General features: G+C 58.3%; 20 protein-coding genes and 1 riboswitch. Of the genes, 6 read left to right on the forward strand and 14 right to left on the reverse strand.

Annotation, left to right across the window (positions count from 1 at the left end):
• Window positions 1–10 precede the first annotated feature (10 nt).
• Window positions 11–775 (reverse strand): triose-phosphate isomerase, encoded by a 765-nt coding sequence (gene tpiA, locus N902_RS0114485; protein ID WP_027371482.1) that lies wholly within the window; start codon window positions 773–775, stop codon window positions 11–13.
• Window positions 776–1,125: 350 nt separating this feature from the next.
• The gene (locus tag N902_RS0114490) at window positions 1,126–2,301 is read right to left on the reverse strand and encodes a phosphoglycerate kinase (RefSeq protein WP_027371483.1); all 1,176 of its coding nucleotides are present in this window, start codon (window positions 2,299–2,301) and stop codon (window positions 1,126–1,128) included.
• Between the two features lie 178 nt (window positions 2,302–2,479).
• Here N902_RS0114490 and N902_RS19885 point away from each other — a divergent pair, with 178 nt between their 5' ends.
• The gene (locus tag N902_RS19885; RefSeq protein WP_153304252.1) at window positions 2,480–2,689 is read left to right on the forward strand and encodes a hypothetical protein; all 210 of its coding nucleotides are present in this window, start codon (window positions 2,480–2,482) and stop codon (window positions 2,687–2,689) included.
• Window positions 2,690–2,752: 63 nt separating this feature from the next.
• Window positions 2,753–3,283 (forward strand): NUDIX hydrolase, encoded by a 531-nt coding sequence (locus tag N902_RS0114495; RefSeq protein WP_027371484.1) that lies wholly within the window; start codon window positions 2,753–2,755, stop codon window positions 3,281–3,283.
• Window positions 3,284–3,623: 340 nt separating this feature from the next.
• Here the strand turns inward: N902_RS0114495 and N902_RS0114500 are convergent, their stop codons facing one another.
• The 4 genes from N902_RS0114500 to N902_RS0114515 form a co-directional block, all read right to left on the reverse strand.
• Window positions 3,624–4,412 (reverse strand): inositol monophosphatase family protein, encoded by a 789-nt coding sequence (locus N902_RS0114500; protein ID WP_027371485.1) that lies wholly within the window; start codon window positions 4,410–4,412, stop codon window positions 3,624–3,626.
• A gap of 76 nt (window positions 4,413–4,488) precedes the next feature.
• Window positions 4,489–5,514 (reverse strand): rod shape-determining protein, encoded by a 1,026-nt coding sequence (mreB, locus tag N902_RS0114505; protein WP_027371486.1) that lies wholly within the window; start codon window positions 5,512–5,514, stop codon window positions 4,489–4,491.
• 14 nt (window positions 5,515–5,528) lie between these two features.
• Entirely contained in the window at window positions 5,529–6,500 is a 972-nt protein-coding gene (locus tag N902_RS0114510) for a GAF domain-containing protein (protein WP_027371487.1), read from the reverse strand.
• Window positions 6,501–6,505: 5 nt separating this feature from the next.
• The gene (locus N902_RS0114515) at window positions 6,506–6,721 is read right to left on the reverse strand and encodes a DUF6485 family protein (RefSeq protein WP_027371488.1); all 216 of its coding nucleotides are present in this window, start codon (window positions 6,719–6,721) and stop codon (window positions 6,506–6,508) included.
• 1,117 nt (window positions 6,722–7,838) lie between these two features.
• On the opposite strand from N902_RS0114515, the gene manA reads away from it, so the two are divergent.
• Window positions 7,839–9,077: a mannose-6-phosphate isomerase, class I gene (gene manA, locus N902_RS18175; RefSeq protein WP_051564634.1), complete on the forward strand. Its 1,239-nt coding sequence runs from the start codon at window positions 7,839–7,841 to the stop codon at window positions 9,075–9,077.
• A gap of 11 nt (window positions 9,078–9,088) precedes the next feature.
• Entirely contained in the window at window positions 9,089–9,289 is a 201-nt protein-coding gene (locus tag N902_RS0114525; RefSeq protein WP_027371489.1) for a hypothetical protein, read from the forward strand.
• 133 nt (window positions 9,290–9,422) lie between these two features.
• On the opposite strand, the gene N902_RS0114530 is transcribed toward N902_RS0114525, so the two are convergent.
• Genes N902_RS0114530 through N902_RS0114540 form a run of 3 tightly spaced genes read right to left on the reverse strand, consistent with a single transcriptional unit; the run spans window position 9,423 to window position 11,216 of the window.
• On the reverse strand, window positions 9,423–10,055 hold the full coding sequence (locus N902_RS0114530; protein ID WP_027371490.1) for a LysE family transporter: 633 nt from the start codon (window positions 10,053–10,055) through the stop codon (window positions 9,423–9,425).
• Between the two features lie 29 nt (window positions 10,056–10,084).
• Window positions 10,085–10,927: an alpha/beta fold hydrolase gene (locus tag N902_RS18180; RefSeq protein ID WP_051564635.1), complete on the reverse strand. Its 843-nt coding sequence runs from the start codon at window positions 10,925–10,927 to the stop codon at window positions 10,085–10,087.
• The gene (locus N902_RS0114540) at window positions 10,914–11,216 is read right to left on the reverse strand and encodes a hypothetical protein (protein ID WP_027371491.1); all 303 of its coding nucleotides are present in this window, start codon (window positions 11,214–11,216) and stop codon (window positions 10,914–10,916) included. Before N902_RS0114540 ends, N902_RS18180 begins: the two co-directional genes overlap by 14 nt.
• 213 nt (window positions 11,217–11,429) lie before the next feature.
• Here N902_RS0114540 and N902_RS18955 point away from each other — a divergent pair, with 213 nt between their 5' ends.
• Window positions 11,430–11,957 (forward strand): acyloxyacyl hydrolase, encoded by a 528-nt coding sequence (locus N902_RS18955; RefSeq protein WP_051564636.1) that lies wholly within the window; start codon window positions 11,430–11,432, stop codon window positions 11,955–11,957.
• Window positions 11,958–11,968: 11 nt separating this feature from the next.
• On the opposite strand, the gene N902_RS0114550 is transcribed toward N902_RS18955, so the two are convergent.
• The 5 genes from N902_RS0114550 to N902_RS0114575 form a co-directional block, all read right to left on the reverse strand.
• The gene (locus tag N902_RS0114550; protein WP_244147436.1) at window positions 11,969–13,012 is read right to left on the reverse strand and encodes a lipid A deacylase LpxR family protein; all 1,044 of its coding nucleotides are present in this window, start codon (window positions 13,010–13,012) and stop codon (window positions 11,969–11,971) included.
• Window positions 13,009–13,314: a transcriptional regulator gene (locus tag N902_RS0114555; protein WP_027371493.1), complete on the reverse strand. Its 306-nt coding sequence runs from the start codon at window positions 13,312–13,314 to the stop codon at window positions 13,009–13,011. The genes N902_RS0114550 and N902_RS0114555 overlap by 4 nt, the downstream gene beginning before the upstream one ends.
• A gap of 72 nt (window positions 13,315–13,386) precedes the next feature.
• A complete protein-coding gene (locus N902_RS18190) occupies window positions 13,387–13,899 on the reverse strand; it encodes a hypothetical protein (protein ID WP_034623110.1) in 513 nt (170 codons plus the stop codon).
• 158 nt (window positions 13,900–14,057) lie between these two features.
• Window positions 14,058–14,519, reverse strand: coding sequence for a YbaK/EbsC family protein (locus tag N902_RS0114565; protein ID WP_027371495.1), 462 nt, complete (start codon window positions 14,517–14,519; stop codon window positions 14,058–14,060).
• A 389-nt stretch (window positions 14,520–14,908) separates the two neighbouring features.
• A complete protein-coding gene (locus tag N902_RS0114575) occupies window positions 14,909–15,982 on the reverse strand; it encodes a hypothetical protein (RefSeq protein ID WP_027371496.1) in 1,074 nt (357 codons plus the stop codon).
• A 458-nt stretch (window positions 15,983–16,440) separates the two neighbouring features.
• A riboswitch (cobalamin riboswitch) is annotated at window positions 16,441–16,684 on the forward strand.
• Between the two features lie 83 nt (window positions 16,685–16,767).
• Here N902_RS0114575 and cobT point away from each other — a divergent pair.
• Window positions 16,768–17,826, forward strand: coding sequence for a nicotinate-nucleotide--dimethylbenzimidazole phosphoribosyltransferase (gene cobT / locus N902_RS0114590; RefSeq protein WP_027371497.1), 1,059 nt, complete (start codon window positions 16,768–16,770; stop codon window positions 17,824–17,826).
• The last annotated feature ends 364 nt before the right edge of the window (window positions 17,827–18,190 follow it).

Genomic DNA, 18,190 nt, shown 5'->3' on the forward strand with positions numbered 1-18,190 from the left:
GCCGATAAGGTTATTGGGCCGTGCCCATGGCAATCTGGGCCATGCTCTCTGCCTCCAAGCCAGCACCACCTACCAGGACTCCGTTTACATTGTCAATACCTATGATCTGAGCGATATTGTCCGGCTTGACGGATCCGCCGTAGAGGATGGGCACCGACTGCCCGGACTGCGGCAGGAGGGTGGTCAGCTCTTTGCGGACATAGGCGTGGGCCTGGGCTATATCTTCCGGCTGGGCGACCTTTCCGGTGCCGATGGCCCATACCGGTTCGTAGGCAATGAGCAGCCTGGACTCCAGATTGGAGAGTTGCAGCCCGGACAGGGCGGTGGACAGCTGATCGTGCAGCACGGTTTCCAGCTGTCCGCTGTCCCGCTGCTGAAGGGTTTCCCCGATGCACAGGATCATGCGCAGGCCCTTGTCCAGCCCGAAGCGAACCTTTTGGGCCACGAACTCATTGTCTTCGCCCAGGACATGCCTGCGCTCGGAATGACCGGCCAAAGCCAGGGAGCAGCCGTGGTCCAGGAGCATGTCCGGTCCGATTTCTCCGGTAAATGCCCCTTGATCGGCAGGGTAGAAGTTCTGGGCTCCCAGGACGAAGCCGGGGGCGGAGGTCAGGGCCTGGGATACGGCATGCAGGGCGGTAAAAGGGGGAATGAGGACCACTTCCCGGTCCTGGGGCAGATTGGAGCCCAGAATACGGACCAGCTCAGCGGCTGTTTCTCCGGCCTGGGACTGGGTTTTGTGCATTTTCCAGTTGGCGGCCATGCAGAGCTTCATAGAGAGGCGACCTCCTGTAAGACGTGGGTGGGTAGGGGATGGTGAACGGTGAATAGTGAACGGTGAACGGGAAGAGGGAGAGAGAAGAACCCTCCCCTGCCCCCTCCCTGGTGAGGGAGGGGAACTCAGAAGAAGAAAATCCCTAGTGCCGAACGGGTAACTCAGAAGAAGAACGTCCTTGGTGCCGGACAGGGAGCTCAGAGGAAAACCGTCTTTCTCACATCTTCCTGTATTTATTCTTCCTGTTCACCGTTCACCATTCACTATCTGCCAGTTCACGGATCACCGTTCATGAATCACTGTCTGCTGTTCACCGTTCAATGTTCACAGTTCTCCGTTCACTGTGCAAGCTAAAGCCCCAGGGCCTGGATTCCGGGCAGCTTTTTGCCTTCCAAAAACTCCAGGAAGGATCCTCCGCCGGTGGAGATAAAGCTCATGGAATCCACAAGCCCGCAGGTATGGACCAGGGCATCGGTGTCCCCGCCGCCGACAATGGTCAGGCCGTCCACCTTGGCCACGGATTGGGCCAGGCCCACCGAACCCTGGGAAAAGCTGGGGTTTTCAAAGGCGCCCATGGGGCCGTTCCAGACCACAGTCTTGGCGTCCCGGAGGACTTCGGCGAAGAGGGTATGGGTGGCCGGGCCGATATCCAGGATCATTTCCTCCCTGGGGACATCCTGGAAGGGAAAGACGCCGCTGGGCTGGGCGGCCTTGATGTCCGCAGCGGTCAAGCAGTCCACGGGAAGATAAAAGCTGACCCCCTTGGAACGGGCGGTCTGCATGGTCTGCAGGGCCTGGTCGATGAGGTCCTCTTCCACCTTGGAGCTGCCCACCTGGACACCCATGCTGCGCAGAAACGTATTGGCCATGGCCCCGCCGACGATGATCCGGTCCACTGTATCCAGAAGATTGGTCAGTATCCCCAGCTTGGTGGAGACCTTGGCTCCTCCGGCGACAAGGACAAAGGGATGATCAGGATCAGCCATGGCCTTGCCCAGGTACTCGACCTCCTTCTGCAGGAGGAGCCCTGCGCAGGCGGAGTCCACATGTTCGGTCACTCCGACCACTGAGGCATGGGCCCGGTGGACCACGCCAAAGGCATCGTCCACGTACACCTCGGCCAGAGAGCCCAGCTGCCGGCTGAACTCAGGATCGTTCTTGGTTTCTCCGGAATGAAAACGCAGGTTCTCCAAAAGAAGGACCTGGCCGGGCTGAAGGGCGTCGGCCATGGATTTCACTTCGTCTCCGACGCAGTCCGGGGCCATCTTCACCTTCCGGCCCAAAAGCTCCTGCAGGCGATCGGCCACAGGGCGCAGGGACAGGGAGGGATCTTTGTCCCCTTTGGGTTTGCCCATATGGGAGCAGATCACCAGGGCCGCTCCCTGGTTCAAGATATGCTCATAGGTGGGCACAGAGGCCCGGATGCGGTTGTCGTCCCGAATGGTGCCCTGGTCGATGGGGACATTGAGGTCCGAGCGGACCAATACCCGTTTGCCGCGGAGTTGAATCTGGTCCAGATATGGCATAGGCTCCCTCCTGAAATCCTGGATATGATCTTATTAATGAGAGCAAAAAGTTGGTTACTTTTCTGTATGAAAAACTGTGATTAGTTAATGGTTGGGAGAATCCAAATCGAAATCGAAATCGGGATCGCTATCGAAATCGAAAGAATATGTCATTCGGTGCAACAGGAACCCTCAGTTTATGGATATCGATCCCGATCCCGATTTCGATTACGAACTCGAAGAAAGGAAATCACAACAATGGGTAACCACTTTCAATCGGTATCGAAATCGTTTGTATGTTTCGTTAGCGAAAGCGTGCCCGTCAGGGCATGTGAATTTGCATCTATATGCGGCAGTCGATGATTCCGGGGCGATGCTAAGTCCTCCGGAAGCGACGGTTGCCGGATAATCCTTCATTCGCATCGCTGTAGTGTGAACATCTTGGATGGTATCCGAAATTATGGGGCTGGATATGTCCGCTGTCAATTCTCTTCCTGTCGACCCAAGCCGGCTGGAGGTCTTGGACCTGAAAAATCGTCCGATTGCGGTCTTTCCAGAGAAGACCGTGCATGAACAGAAGCTCAGGCATCAGCGGGCAGCTGCCCTGATCTATACCGCAGAGGGAAAGCTTTTGTTGTCCAGACGTCCCTCCAGCAGCCTGGACGGCCCTCTGTGCTGGGATGTTTCCCTGTCCGCCCATATCTTTGCCGGACAGTCAGGATATGAGACCCTTCGTCAGGGGCTCTTTGGCCAGCTGGGGATCACTGTGTCCAAGATGCGATTTGTGCATTGCCTAGAGCCCGCTCCAGAGACAGAGCAGGAGCTTGTACCGGTCTTTACATGCATCATGCGCTCCGAGGACCCCGGAGATGAAAACCTTCGAACCATGGAGTATATGCTGGGCAAGCCCCATGAGGTCGGCTACGTCATACGCCATTTTCCCGGGCGGGTAACCTCTACCCTGCGCGTCCTGTTCGAGACCGGGGTGCTGTTCGAGGCCTGAAGGAACACGAAGCAGATTGTGGTTCTTCGACCTAGCCTGTGGATTTTGGGAGTTTACCCTCTCTTCTGTGTGCCCACTTTCGGCCCGGTATTTTCTAAGCCCCGCCAAAGGGGGATCCCTGCCCCCTCCCGGCTACTCACGTGCAGGTCACTACTTTTTGTTTGACTAAAGCTTGTCATACACGTGAGTGCCGGGTGGCGGGACCAAGAAAATGTGCGGGCCTGCCGCTTACGGCACACAGAAGAGACGGAAAACTTTTATGCTTGCAATTGCACTTCCTGTTTCGAAGAGCCCAGATTGTCCGGCTGCAGCAGAGTCCCCGGAGGCCCGGGCCGAATGATCAGATTGCGAGCAACTCGGCCATGGCCATGTGCAGTTTGCTGTTGGTGGCCAGGATGGCGTCGGCGCCCAGTGCGTAATCGGCCACCGGGGAAAATCGGCTGACCCGGCCGCCGGCCTCCTGGACCAAAAGCCAGCCGGCTGCTGTATCCCAAGGCTTGAGCCCCAGCTCGTAAAAGGCGTCAAACCTTCCGCAGGCGGTATAGGCCAGGTCCACGGCCGCAGCGCCCATGCGGCGCATGCCGCGGCAGGTGCTGAGCACACCGCGCAGCCGGGGCACAATCTCGTCGATCCGTTCCCGTTTGGCGTAAGGAAATCCGGTGGCCACCAGGGCCTGCTCGATATGGGACTGAGCGGATACGGATATGGGGGAACCGTTCAACCAGGCGCCGCAGCCCCGTTGAGCAAAGAAGCATTCCCCGGTCTTGGGCAGATTGACCACCCCCAGCTCAACTTTTCCGTCCTGCCACAGGGCAACGGATGTGGCCACTGCGAACAGGCCGTGGGCAAAATTTGTGGTCCCGTCCAGGGGATCGACGATCCAGGTCAACCGTTCGAGCTCGTTTTCGGCCGCCGATTCTTCGGCCAGAAATGAGGCCTGGGGGAGCAGGGCCGAAAGCTCCCGGGTCAGAAAGGATTCTACTGCCACGTCGGTTTCAGTGACCAGATCCACCCGGCCTTTGTAGGCAATGTCTTTGGGCTGGTCCCAATGCTGAAGGATGATCTCTCCGGCCCGGAGGACAACGTCTCGGACCGAGTCGAGCAGGGTAGAGTGGGTGGCGTTGTGCATGGTGATGTTCCTGGGCGGTAACAGGTGGCCGGTGAACGGTGAACTGTGAACTGCCTCCCGTTCATCATTCCCTGGGCTAATTCACGAACACGAACTCCATGTCCTTTTCCCGCTCCAGGGCGATGCCGGTGCCCCGCAGGACAGTGGTCAAAGGGGCTTCGTCCACGATGACGCTTATCTCGGACTGCTGGCTGATGAGCTGATCCAGGCCCTTGAGCATGGCCCCGCCTCCAGCCAGGAGCATGCCGTTGTTGGCCACGTCGGTGACCAGCTCCGGAGGGGTCTTTTCCAGGGCATTGCGCACGGCCATGACGATCATGTTCAGCGGCTCCTTGATACTTTCCCGGACCTGGCCGTCGTTGATCTCAATGGTCTTCGGCCGGCCGTCGACCATATTCTTCCCGGAGACCCGGATGCTTCTGGGCTCAGGAAGGGGAATGGCCGAGCCGAGCTCGATCTTGATTTTTTCGGCGGCGTTTTCTCCAATCAAGACCTTGTGCTCATCCTTGGTGAATCGCTGGATGGCCTCATTCATCTCATCCCCGGCCACGCGGACCGACTCGGCATAGGCCACAGAAGACAAAGAGATGACCGCGACCTCGGTGGTCCCGCCTCCGATATCCACGACCATATTGCCCATGGGCTTGTTGATTGGCAGCTTGGCCCCTATGGCGGCGGCCATGGGCTCCTCTACAAGCCTGACCTCCCGGGCTCCGGCCTGCTGGGCTGATTCGATGACCGCCCGTTTTTCGACCTGGGTGATGCCGGTTGGGACGCAGATGACTATCTTGGGTTTGACCAGCTGCAGGCCGCGGATGACCTTGCTGATGAAGAAGGCGATCATGGCCTTGGTGACTTCAAAGTCGGCGATGACCCCGTCTTTCATGGGCCGGATGGCCCGGATCCTTTCCGGAGTGCGGCCCAAGAACTCCTTGGCTTCCTTGCCCACGGCCAGGACTTTTTCGGTCCTGGAGTCCAGGGCGACCACGGATGGCTCGTTGAGCACAATGCCGTCCTTCGGGGTGTAGATCAGGGTGTTTGCCGTGCCCAGGTCCATAGCCAGATTCTTGCCCAGAAATCCGAACAGCCGTGTGAAGACCATGCGCGTGTCCTTGTTTACACTTCTTGCAGTTGCCGAAGTTTGTTCTTCAAGTACAGGTTTTCCAAAAACAGGGCTAACTGGTCGCTGATCAAGGCTACAAAATCCATGAGCTCCGAGTGAATGCTCCGTCTTTCCTCGTCAGCCAGGACCAGGACTCCCCTGGTCCGCATATGGACAATGAGCGGCACGCAGATCACGCTCTGAAACTTGGGGGCGTCGTAATGCTTCTCGAAAAGGGGGGCGCCCCGGATCCGCTCGCCCTTATCCGCTGTGGTTATCGACTTGTGATTGCGAAAGACCCAGCCGATGACCCCGGCGTTGATGTCGAACTTCTTGCGGTGCAGGTCTGTACGCCGAAAGAGGGGCCGGCTCCATCCTTCCAGGGAGTAACCGTGGCCCATCTCATCCCTGGAAGCGAAAAGACAATAACTGAAATGGGTGCACTCGGCCAGGGTCTGGAGCAGATTTTCCAAAAAGATGGACCAGCGGGGGTTGTTGTGCCGGAGGCGATGAAAGGTCTGCACCACGGCGTAAAAGCGCTGCTTCTGCTCCGAATCCTCCTGTTGGCTGAACTGGGCGCACAGGGCTTCGACCAGGTGCACAAACTGATGCAGGATCTTTTGCTGCTTGGGGCTGAAGGTGTAGGACTTCTTGCTGTCCAGACACAGGGCCCCCCGGCCATCGGGCAGAGGACAGCCCATAAAGGCCTTGATCTTGGACTCGGCCTCTTGGGGATAGTAACCCAGGCTGCCGCCTTCCCGGTGAAAGTCGTCGACCAGAAGGGGCTGATTGTTGCGCAGGACCCAGCCGACCAGGCCCTGTCCGGTCTGGATTAAGGTCCCGTTCTGGATATTGTCCCCCAGACTGAAATGGGAGACCAGGGTGTATGTGCTGTCGCTGGAATGCAGGAAGAGAACAGCGGAATAGGCGTCAAATACACTGCAGATCAGGCCCAGAATGCGGTCGAAAAAAGAGTGATCATGCATGGGATTCACTTTTTGAAATGCCGGTGGACATAGAATTCTATGCTTCGATTGTAAGTGCGCTCTTCTTCAGGCGTAAAATAGCAGGCCGGCAGTTCCCCCCGCTGGCGATGGTACTGGATGCACTCGCAGCACAGGCCGTGCCGCGGACAATTGGGATAGGTACAGGGACAGCTTTCGGAGTTTATCTTCAGACGGGGGCATCGTTCCTTTTTGTCACTCATAACTGCATCCTCCACAATCTGATGCTCGACGCCGGCACTATGGGCGGTGGTGGTCATAATCGCTGCATGGGTCGACTGCCAGAGTTTATTCAAAGCTTTGAATGCAGCCTGTAGTCGGATCTGGGATGCGCCGCCCGCCTGCGGGGCAACTGATGTTCGGGCTCTGGGACCGGAATCCGCATTCGTTTGCCGGGCAGTCTGCGGTCCCGGGGGCAATGGGGGTAAATGTAGGAGAAATGCATTGCCCTGGTCAAGCATAATACCCCATCCTGGTTGAGGGATTCTCAGCTTCTGATAAAGTTTACCCCTGGGAGCCTGAGCGCACAATCAGGAATGGGGATATCGGATCGCGGTACTTGCCTGCCTGAATCCGGAAACGTATGCTGAGGACCGATAGCAGGCAGATCCTGTGCGGATGCGCCTGCAAAAAGACTGAAGACTGAAGACTGAAGACAGAGGTCAGAAGTCAGAGGTAAGAAGACAGAGGTCAGAGGACAGAGGTCAGAAGTCAGAGATCAGAGGAAAATGGGAGTCTCTGTGGAATGTTGCTCCGATCTGGGGGTTCATGCTGTAGGGGCGAATAATCATTCGCCCTCTTTCGGTCGTGCGGGGACGCGATGTGGGCCAAAGGCAACACCCCCCGTAGCCCCCCTCAAGGGGGGACGGAGAGAAGGAAGACAGAGGTCAGAAGTCAGAAGTCAGAGGACAGAGATCAGAGGTCAGAGGCCAGAGATCAGAGGTCAGAAGACAGAGGTCAGAGATCAGAGGTCAGAAGCCAGAGGACAGAGGACAGAGGAAAACGGGAGTCTCTGTGGAATGTTGCTCCGATCTGGGGGGTCATGCTGTAGCCCTCTTTCGGCCGTGCGGGGCCGCGATGCGGGCCAAAGGCAACACCCCCCGCAGCCCCCTTCAAGGGGGGACGGAGAGAAAAAAGACAGAAGACAGAGGACAGAGGACAGAAGACAGAGGTCAGAGATCAGAAGTCAGAGGCCAAAGGTTAAAGGACTGAAAAATCAGTATGTTATAGATTCAAGCGTGGATCGTCCTGGCTATTAATCGTCTTTTTGCAGTTCCGTCGACAAAAACACAGCGAGGGGTTCGCTGAAAAAGGAGATACATGCTGTCCATCCTGCCGATGCACAATCCGATTCAGAACTATGCCTGGGGATCGCGGGAGAAGCTGGCCACGTTTTTGGGATATTCGACCCCGCCCGCAGATCCTCTGGCTGAACTGTGGATGGGTGCCCATCCCAGCGCCCCGTCGCAGGTCTATACTCAGGGACGGTGGGTCCAGCTGGATGAGCTTATTCAGCAGAGTCCGGACCGGCTGCTGGGGAAGAAGAATACGGAACGATTCGGTCCCCATCTGCCCTTTCTGTTCAAGGTTCTGGCCGTGGATCGCCCCTTGTCCCTGCAGGTCCATCCCAACGCCAAACAGGCCTGGGCCGGATATCAAAAGGAAGAGGCCCTGGCCGTTGCACCCGCTTCGGCGGAGCGGAGCTACAAGGACCCCAATCCAAAACCGGAATGCATCTGTGCCCTGGAACCGTTCTGGGGGTTGAACGGATTCCGCCCCCCGGAGGAGATCGAGCGATGGTTTGCCTGGCTGGCTCCTAAGGCCCTAAGGCCAGAGCTGGATATACTGGACAGGGAAGAAGGCCCGGAGGCTTTGTCCGGGATGCTGGAATCACTGCTGCATATGGAACCAAGGCGGAGGGTGGAGGTCCTGGAGCATGCGCGATCCAGGGTCGAAGAGGAGTCCGAACTTAACAGACAGGATCCCAGATACTGGATGGCCGTTCTGCTTGCCGAGCATCCCGGGGACATCGGCGCACTAGCCCCGGTCTTCCTCCAGTTGATGCATCTCTCTCCGGGGCAGGCAGCGTTTTTGCCCCCCGGCCGCCTGCATGCCTATCTGTCCGGCCTGGGCCTGGAGATCATGGCCAATTCGGACAATGTGCTCCGGGCCGGGCTGACCTCCAAGCATATAGACGTCCAGGAGCTGTTAAAGACCATGGATTTTGACCGCCCGGAGCAGGGAGCTCTGGAGCCCGTGCCCGGCGGCGGGGGATGGTTTGCCTACCCGTCATTCACCGAGGAGTTCGTTCTCTCCGGGTTTGAGCTCGGCCCGGGCTGCCCCCGGTTTGAAGCGTCTTTGACCGGGATCTCCATTTTACTCTGCGTGCAGGGAGAGCTGGAGATTTCCGACCAGCAGAGCGGAGAGGGGATCAGGCTGGTCCAGGGGCAGTCGGTGTGCATTCCGGGCTGTGTTCAGAGCTGGACGGCTTCCGGCCGGGGGCGGGCCTATGTGGCCGAAACCGGGGTCAACCTCGGATCATCTTTTCCGGATCGATGAGGATAGAACTTATGCAAGGTCCCATCAACAAGGATGCGTATATGCAGGAAATCCTGGCCCTGGCTCAGGAATACCAGGACGTTCCCTCCTACCACACAGTCAAAAAGATATCGGATCTGGCTGCGGCCATCATCTACGACTACACGGTCTATGGGCGGCCGGAAGAGTACAGCAAGCATTCCTGGCGGGACGATTCAGCCCGGGACGAGTAAGGACGCCACTGCTGTCGGAAAAGAAAAAAGGTTCTTCGCTGTAGCCTGTGGATTTTTGGAGCTCGCCATCTCTTCTGTGTGCACTGAGTGGCAGGTTCGCACATATCCGTTTGAAGAGGCAGAATGTGTGTGATTACAGCTCCAGGAGCCGCCAGGCCTGGAGGATGAGGGAGAGGGCGAATCCCCACAGGGCCAGGCCCAGAATGCGCATGGTCCAGGCATAGATGCGGCCTTGGACCAAGAAGCGGGCGGACCCGGCGATCCAGGCCACAAGCATCTTGGCCCCCACCAGGCAGATATAGAACCCGGACAGAAAGAATGCGGCCCGGAGCAGGGGGTGGCTGTCCGCCCCGGAGAGCAGGGGAGCGCCGACGGTGAACCAGAACAGATAGGGGTGGGGGTTGAGGTAGTTGGTCAGTACGCCCTTGAGCAGGGACTGGGGATTGGTCTGGTCCGGGTGCAGGACGTCTCCGGTGACCTGCAGGGTCTCATACCCCAGGTACAAGAGATACAGGGCCCCGAGAAGGGAAAGCCCGGCCAGGACCGGCTGCATATCCCGGATATGGATGGAAAGGACAACGGCTGCGCAGATGATGGGCGGGTCGGTGAGCAGGGGAGCCAGGGCCACCTTGCAGCCTTCCCGGATGCGATAGCGCAGGGTATGGGACAGGACCAGGGTGAGCATCGGGCCCGGGGCCAGCCCTGCGGTCAGGCCGAGAAGGGCGCCGGAGAGAAGGGAACTCGCGGGGGTGGAGAAAAGAGGCATGGGTTCATCTCTGGGCCGGCAGGGGCAGTTCAGGTCCTGGGGGCGTATTCGGCTATAAAGGCCCTGATCTTTTCGGTAGCCTGTTCCGGGGCCTCCAGGTGGGGAGCGTGCCCGCAGTCCGCGATCCAGCAGGGCAGGGCAGGGCCGGAGGTATTGCAAACGATGCTGTCCACCTGCTTAGCTGTTCCGAAGACGTCGTCGACTCCCTGCATGACCAGGGCCGGACTGGATACCCCGACCAGCTCCCGCTCAATGTTCCAGCCCGCGAACTCTGAAGACAGCCAGGTCTCAGTCCAGGCGTAGAAGACGTCATCTGTTTTCTCTTTATGATACTTGGCCAGCTTGTGCGGCCAGTCGGTGCGCTGGTAGCGGGTCTTGGCCTGGGCTATGCCCTGCACGGTTTCCGGCTCCACGAAAACATGTGCGGCGATGGTGGTCAGGCAGCAAACCCTCTCCGGGAAGGCCGAGGCAAAGAGCAGGGCGATGCTGCCCCCGTCGCTGTGCCCGATGAGGATGGCCCGGCTGATTCCCAGGGCCTGGAGCAGGGCCGGGAAATAGGTATAGGCTTCTGTGTGCAGATAGTCCGGAGTCCTGGGACGGACAAAAGGGGATGACCGTCCGTATCCCTGACGGTCGTAGGCGAGCCCGGGACGTCCGGTCGCTGCGCACAGGGCAGGGGGAAAGTCCTTCCACATCTCCACGCATCCCAGACCTTCGTGGAGGAAGATCAAAGGCGCGGAGGTACTCAGGTCAGTCTCTTGCCGCCGGGCGAAGCTGAAATGCCGGACCCGCAGCGTGGCGTCCAGGACCGGGATCATCTGATCGTGGGTCTCGATCCCGCATTCGGGCTGCCAGTCATCACTGGGGTGCATCCCCGCTTTCCTCCAGCCACTTGGACAGAATGTCGATAATCTGCCTGGCCTGCTTCTGATTGGAGATGTTGAACTTGGTTTGTGGCCGGAACTGGCCGCCGATCTTGCGGTAGCGGCGGATCATGTATTTTTCCGGGCCAAAGTCGTTCGTCTTGGGGTCAAGCTGGCGGTAGCGGAAGAGAATAGTGGTCCAGGCCCCTTTGGTCAGGATCTCCTTGTCCAGTTCCTGGACCAGGACCTGCCCGTCTTCTTCGTAGCTTATGGTAATGTCTTCAATCTTTTCAGCCATGAAATTCCCGTGAGTTGCCCGTGTTATGCGGATGCTGACTTCAGAGACCGTGATTTAGGATGCAACCATACCCAAGACCGGGGTGATGGTCAAAAACCGTTTTCAAAAGGATGCGTCCTGATGATTTGGCAAGCTGTTTGCATACTGTGCGGACGGGAACCTCCGATATAAGAGTGTCCAGGAAACCATGCAAACCAATAAGGAGGCAGAAAGATGGTACGCAGGGTGTTTTTGGCTGTTGTGGTGTCTGTTTTCGTCCTCTCCTCTCCCGGCATGGCGAAGCAGAATACCCTGTTTATCAGCGGTGGCGGCTCCTGGGACGCGGATGGAACCGTCCGTTTCAGTTATGTCCGGGATGTGGATTGGCAGTTCTGGTCTTCGTCCTTGGGACATTTTACGCCCAGTGTTGAGGTTGGGGCAGGATGGTGGTTTTCATCTGCCAAAACAGGTGTTCATGCCGATGTCACCCCCATGTTCAGATACGTCTTTCATACCGGCCGGGACGTGGTCCCCTTTGTGGAAGGAGGCGCCGGGGCCTCGTACATCAGCTACGAGCAGTTCGGGGGTCAAGATCTGGGCTCCCATTTTCAGTTCCGGGACGTGGCCGGAGTTGGGGTGGCCTTCGGCCCTGATGCCCAGTACTCCATGCATGCCAGATATGAGCACTACTCCAATGCAGATTTGGCTGATGAAAACGACGGCCTGGACTTCTGGGTCCTGGGCTTCGGGATGTCCTTTTAGGCCGAGGGGGATCAGAAGGACCAGGTCAGGGTCAAGGAGCCTATAACCTGGGGATCGTCCTGGCTCTCGAACTCCTTGGTCCGCAGCATGTGCCGGTAGGTAACTTTCAGCCGCTCAAAGGTCAGGGCCAGTCCTGCGGAGACCTGGGCCACCAAGGGATGCTTGTCCACACTGTGGCTGTCCTTCCAGGTGTTGCCGTCCAGAAAGATGTTCCGGGCCACAGCCTGGACCTGGGCGGCGGCGAACAGGTGCAGGCCGAACCGTCCCCAAGGGGTCAGCTGTGGCCCGGAGGGCTCTGGGACGCTGACCCCGGCTCCGGGCCGGATAACGTCCGATCCAAAGTCCCGGGGCAGCCTGTAGCCGAAGCGGAATTCAGCCCCGGCGTTGGCCGCAGTGAGTACATTGCCCACCGTGGTCCCGGCGAAGGGGATGAGGTCGGCTCCCAGGCAGCAGTCTGCGGTATGCTCCCAGGCCCGCCATTTTCGCTGCCAGGACAGGCGGATAGCCGGCTCGTCCCGGAGCTGGTTGTCCCAGCCCTCGGCCTGTTGCAGGTCGCGGAGCTGGTGGACCGTGTTTTGGGCTTCTTCTCCCAGAGCGGATGGGCCGATCATCCCGGCTACCAGCTCGATGGTGTCCAGCTGGGTGGCTGTCTTGCTGTGCAGGGCCAGGCCTGCATACAGAAAGCCGGCATAGGGCCGGTCGTCCACGAGCAGGGCGGGGGTGGAAATGTCGGAGGGGGTGTAGATCTGCTGCCCGAGGATGAGCCCGACGTTGTGCATGCTGTCCGGATCGTTGACAAAAGGGGCCATACGGATCAGAGGCAGGCTCCATTCCGGGAGGCGGACATCCTTGCTGTATTCTTCCAAGTCTTTGGACAGCCAGGTCAGCTGCACGGCGTTGGTGTAGTACTTGTCCGTATTCCCGAAGAGGTCGTTTTCAAAAAAGACCTGCAGGGTCTGATACTTTGAGGCGTCGTCTGCCAGGGCGGAGGATGGAAGGCCAAGGGCCGCGAGAAGCATCCAGAGAATGAGGGCGATTCGGGCAGTCCAGTTCACTGATGATCCCCGAGGGTGAAAAGTTGGGGCTCGATCCGTTCGCTTTTGCACATCGGGCAGCGGCTGGGGCGGGTCATACGGGTTCGCTTGCCAAACTCATGCCCGCAGGCCCTGCAGCTGGCCGGGATAATGATTAGCCGCCTGCCTTGGGAGCGCAGGGTCTTGGCCACATGTTCCATGTGGGCCGGTAGGTCCTTTTCCGAGACACCGAGTTCTACGGAGAGATCCCGGAAGCTCACGGGGCCCTGCGCAGATTCCAGGCTGGAGATAATTGCTTGTCTGAGGGTGTCCCGTGCGGTCATGAGGTCACTGCTGTCTGGATGTATCCAAGCTATACGGCCGATGTCGCGCTTCTCCGGCACGGCAAGCAAGGATTAGGACTGCTTGGTCTTGGTCCTGCTTTTAGGCGTTTTTTTCTCTTCCGTTTCCCCGGATGGCTCCTGTGCTGTCGCCTCGGGGGCATCTTCCCTGGCGTTATCCAGATCCTGCTTGATCTGTCTGCGCTCTTCCTTGGTTTTGGGAACCAGCTTGAGTTGAGGCACGAGAACTTTGGTCACAGGATAGACCTCCTCAACATCCTTGAGCAGATCCTGGTCCGGATTCTTCTCGTCTAAATCGTCAACCATGTGCAGGCTGCCGTCCAGCTTTTTGAGGATATACATTTTTTTTCTCCTTTGGGGGTGAAGACCAATTACCACCCGGGTCAAGAACGGTGAGGTGAAAAGCATTCTGCGGTCGGTTGCACTCAGCTCCGGACAAGGAAACCTGGGGCATCGCGGACAGGCCAGAAACGGGGCATAGCGGTTGTATACCGGGCAGTAGAAGCTCCTGTTGTAGATGCTTGCCGGATCGTCTTCCGCATAGTCGAAGATCTTGTCATTCGTCATTGAGCCGCTTTTCCCGAGCTGCCGGAGTACACAAGCTGGGTTCTTCGACGCAGCCTGTGGCTTAGTGACGTTGCCATCTCATATGTGTGAAATCTCACTTCCAGCGTCCAGGAGCCAAAAATTGGCCAGGGCTGCTGTGGTGCTCAGCTGCGTGGTGGTTATCCGTCCTGGGCGATGTCACAGACCTGCCCGCGGGTTATCCGGGCCAGATCGTCAAGGTGCATGGGGACTCCGGAGGCATCGGTCCCGGCTGCGGGGTAGATCAGCTGGTAATTTCCAAGCCGCTGGTCGATGAAAATCTGTAGGCCGTTTACCCCGAAGGGACAGACTCCGCCGATGCGGAAACCGGTCTGCTCCAATGTTTCTTCCGGGGTGGCCATGCGGTGCTTGACCCCGGTAATGGTTTTGAATTTTCCGGAGGCCAGCTTTCGGTCTCCAGGCAGAACAGCCATGCGAAAGCAGCCGTCCTTGCCGGCCAAAAGGATGGATTTTGCTATTTGGGCCACTTGGACCCCGATTCGATCCGCCGCCATCTGTGAGGTGGGCGTGCTGCCGGGGTCAAACTCCAGGGCCTTCAGGCCGTTGTGGTCCAGAATTTCCTGTACTGCGGATGGAATCATGGAGGTCCTCATGTATGAAAATAATGCTCTAACAACCTGTTTTTTAAAAGCATTTTTGTATATTTCGTTAGCGCAAGCGTGCCTGCGCCTTGGCAGGCATGTGGGTTAGTAGCTTTCTGTGTCGGAGAGCCGAATATATGTAACACGTTGGAATGTCGACGAAGATTAAATACAGAACAGGCCCGGTGTCAAGCAGTCGGCGCATAAACGCGGGATTTGATGTGAATCAAGTCGAACAGGTGCAGCCGGACAAATACATTTGGGTCAATCCGAGGCTTGCACACCGATCAATTCTTCTATATGCTAAAAACCTGTAGCTCAGGTTCTACCTGTGAAGAGGCCTTAAGGAGTTTGCCCCTCCTCTCCTTAAGGCCTTTTTTTGTCTCCATTTATCCCCACATCGGCTTGATCCGAACTCCGAGATCCTGAACATGAGCAGGGACCAGGCTGGCGCAATAGGTACAGGCCGAGCAGCACAGTCCGCAGTCCATGGTTCGTTTTCCGAAGTCGGAGGGAAGATCTTGGTTAGCCACATAGAACCTGTGGGCCAAGAGCTCCAGGGTGTCCATCAGCTCCAAAAGATTCCCGGCATAGGCCCCCTTCAGGTAGATGCTGAGGACTTTACGCATCACCCCGGCCCCTCTGGTTCGTCCTCCCAGCTTGATGGTCTGAATCCATGGGCTGTAGGCAGCAGCGTCTTCAGGGCGGATGAAGGGAGAGCGCAGAATCAGAGACGGATCGCGGGCAAAGGCCCGGGCACATCCCAGGGAGGTGTTCAGGTCGAGGGTCCGCTCCAGGGCCGGGTCCATGCGGCCCAGGGAGATTGCGGCGTCGTGGGACAGCTTGAACGGACAATGGGGCAGACAGCCCTCGTTGGCCAAAAGCCCAAGGCGCATGCCTGGCCACAGTCTGGCGCAGCTGGAGCTGATCTCCCGCAGCCGGGACAAGTCCCGGTTTAGGCTTCGGTCCAGGATCAGCTTGCCAGGGGACATGAATGCCGTGTGAGTGATGAGTTCCAGGTGCTGGTTGATCCGGGGCAGGGAGTCCAGCATGGCGTTCACTCCGGGCACGGCCTGCAGATGGGAGCACAGATCCGGCGCACGGTCGGAGAGGGCCTGAAGGAGATAGGGATCCACATATACGATTCCGTCCAGGCATCCGGCCCGGTGCAGGGCCGCAAGGGGCTCCAGGGCGGAGTCCACCCATCCGGGATCCAGAAGACTGGAAGGATTCTGAAAGCGGCTGTTGAGCAGGGCAAACTTGGGCGTGTCCCGTATGGTTCGCAGGTGCCGGATCATATCCTGCAGAGAATGGGGGGCTACCCCGGCCCGGGCGTCAAGCAGGCGGTCTGTGTGCAGGCTGAAATAGACCCCATCCAGCCGGGAGGAGTTCTGAGCCAAAAAATCGGCGTAGTCCGCCTGGGGAAGAAAGGGGACTTCGAATCTGAGCTGATCGCTGCGCATGCCTCCTCTCTATCAGAGGCGGCGGTGGAGGACCAGAGGGAGCTAAACGAAGTTCCCGGTGTCTAACGGATCGTATTTGTGGTTCTTCGACGTAGCCTGTGGATTTTTGGAGTTTGCCCTCTCTTCTGTGTGCCCACTTTCGGCCCGGTATTTTCTAAGTCCCGCCAAAGGGGGATCCCTGCCCCCTCCAGGCACTCACATGATGGACATTGCCTCCAGATGGACTGAGCATATCATGCATGTGAGTGCCTGGTTTCCCCCTTTTGGCGGGACCAAGAAAATGTGCGGGCCTGCCGCTCAAGGCACACAGAAGAGACAGCAAATTTTTATGCATGCAAGGCCCCTGAACTTTGGGAAGGGGGGCTGAGCGATTACAACGGTTCACTCCCTTGATGGCATGTGCGGGGTTGGGCCGGATCTTGACAAGTGCGGGAAGGGAGACATATCTTCGTTTCGTCTGTCAACAGACCCGGCATGGTGCCCGTCACGGGCAAAGAGGGAAACCGGTGCAAATCCGGTACGGACCCGCCGCTGTTACCGGGGACAAAGGCTGCAGGACGGCCACTGACCCCCTCACTCACTTGAAGCCGTTTTTCTGGAATGTTTCCAGACCAAATGACTTCAAGTGATTGAGGGGGATGGGAAGGCGCAGCCGGAGGAGGATCCGGAAGTCAGAAGACCTGCCCTGCCGGACGGGCTGATGGGGAGAAGGCAAATCCTCAAGCATTGTCTATCAATAGCTTGGGGATTTTTTTTATCCCCAAGCAAGCCACGGGAGGTACACAATGAATAGGTTGACCGAGTATGCCCAATCCATCCCCCGCCCGGATGCGGACCTTTTTCAGGCCGCACTGGATCGTCTCAACCAGCAGGTCCGGCCCCGGGGAAGCCTGGGCAAGCTGGAGGGTACTTCCGCCCGGTTGGCGGGTATCAAAAGGACCCTGGACGTTCGTTTGCAGAACAAGGTTATCGTTACCTGTGCCGGAGACCATGGGGTGGTGGAGGAAGGAGTGAGCCTGTATCCTCAGGAAGTCACCCCTCAGATGGTTCATGCCTTTGTCAGCGACGGGGCCTCGATCAATGTCTTGGCCCGTCATGCCGGAGCCAGGGTGAAGGTGGCCGATCTGGGGGTCAATTATGACTTTGCCCCTGATCTGCCCATTCTGCACGCGAAAGTCCGCAAGGGAACCCGAAACATGGCCCGCGGACCGGCAATGAGCAGGGAGGAGGCAGAACAGAGCATATGGGCCGGGATCGAGATCGTGGACCAGCTGGTGCGGGAAGGTCTGGACCTGCTGGGTACCGGAGACATGGGCATTGGGAATACCACCCCCTCGACAGCGGTTATAGCTGCCTTTTCCGGTCTCCCGGTTTCCAAGCTCACCGGCCGGGGGACCGGGCTGGATGATACGCGGCTGAGGCACAAAATCCAGGTCATCGAACGGGCCCTGGAGGTCAACCGGCCGGATCCCAGGGATCCCATCGACGTCTTGGCCAAGGTTGGCGGCCTGGAGATCGGGGGCCTGGCCGGCCTGGTCATCGGGGCAGCGGCCCACGAAGTGCCTGTGGTCTGCGATGGGCTGATCGCTACGGCTGGGGCCATGATCGGGTGCGAGATCGCGCAGCAGGCCAGGGACTATCTGTTTCCCAGTCACCGTTCAGTGGAGCAGGGCCATGCCTATATGCATGAGCGGCTGGGGCTGGATCCCCTGCTGGATCTGGAGTTCCGCTTGGGGGAAGGAACTGGAGCTGCGGTGGCTATGGAGCTTTTGGACGCATCCACCCGCATCCTGGCTGAGATCAAGACCTTTGCCGAGCTGGACGTGACCCAGGCCCAGGACTAATTTTTTTCGGTTCTTGGACGTAGCCTGTGGATTTGTGGAGTTTGCCGTCTCATCTGTGTGCCCACTTTCGGCCCTGTATTTTCTACGTCCCGGCAAAGAGGGATCCCGGGCCGGGGCGTGGATTGACATAAAGTATACGACCGGTCTATTAGGGCAGCTGAACTGCCCAAAGATATGTGTTCAGGGGGCCTTGTCCAGCGAGGGGCTGAAGGCCTCCTGATCCCGGCTGTGTAATTATTTTTGGTTCTTCGAACTAGCCTGTGGATTTTTGGAGTTTGCCATCTCTTCTGTGTGCCCACTTTCGGCCCGGTATTTTCTAAGTCCCGCCAAAGGGGGATCCCTGCCCCCTCCAGGCACTCACATG

The sequence above is a fragment of the Desulfovermiculus halophilus DSM 18834 genome (assembly GCF_000620765.1).
Taxonomy (GTDB): Bacteria; Desulfobacterota; Desulfovibrionia; order Desulfovibrionales; family Desulfothermaceae; genus Desulfovermiculus; species Desulfovermiculus halophilus.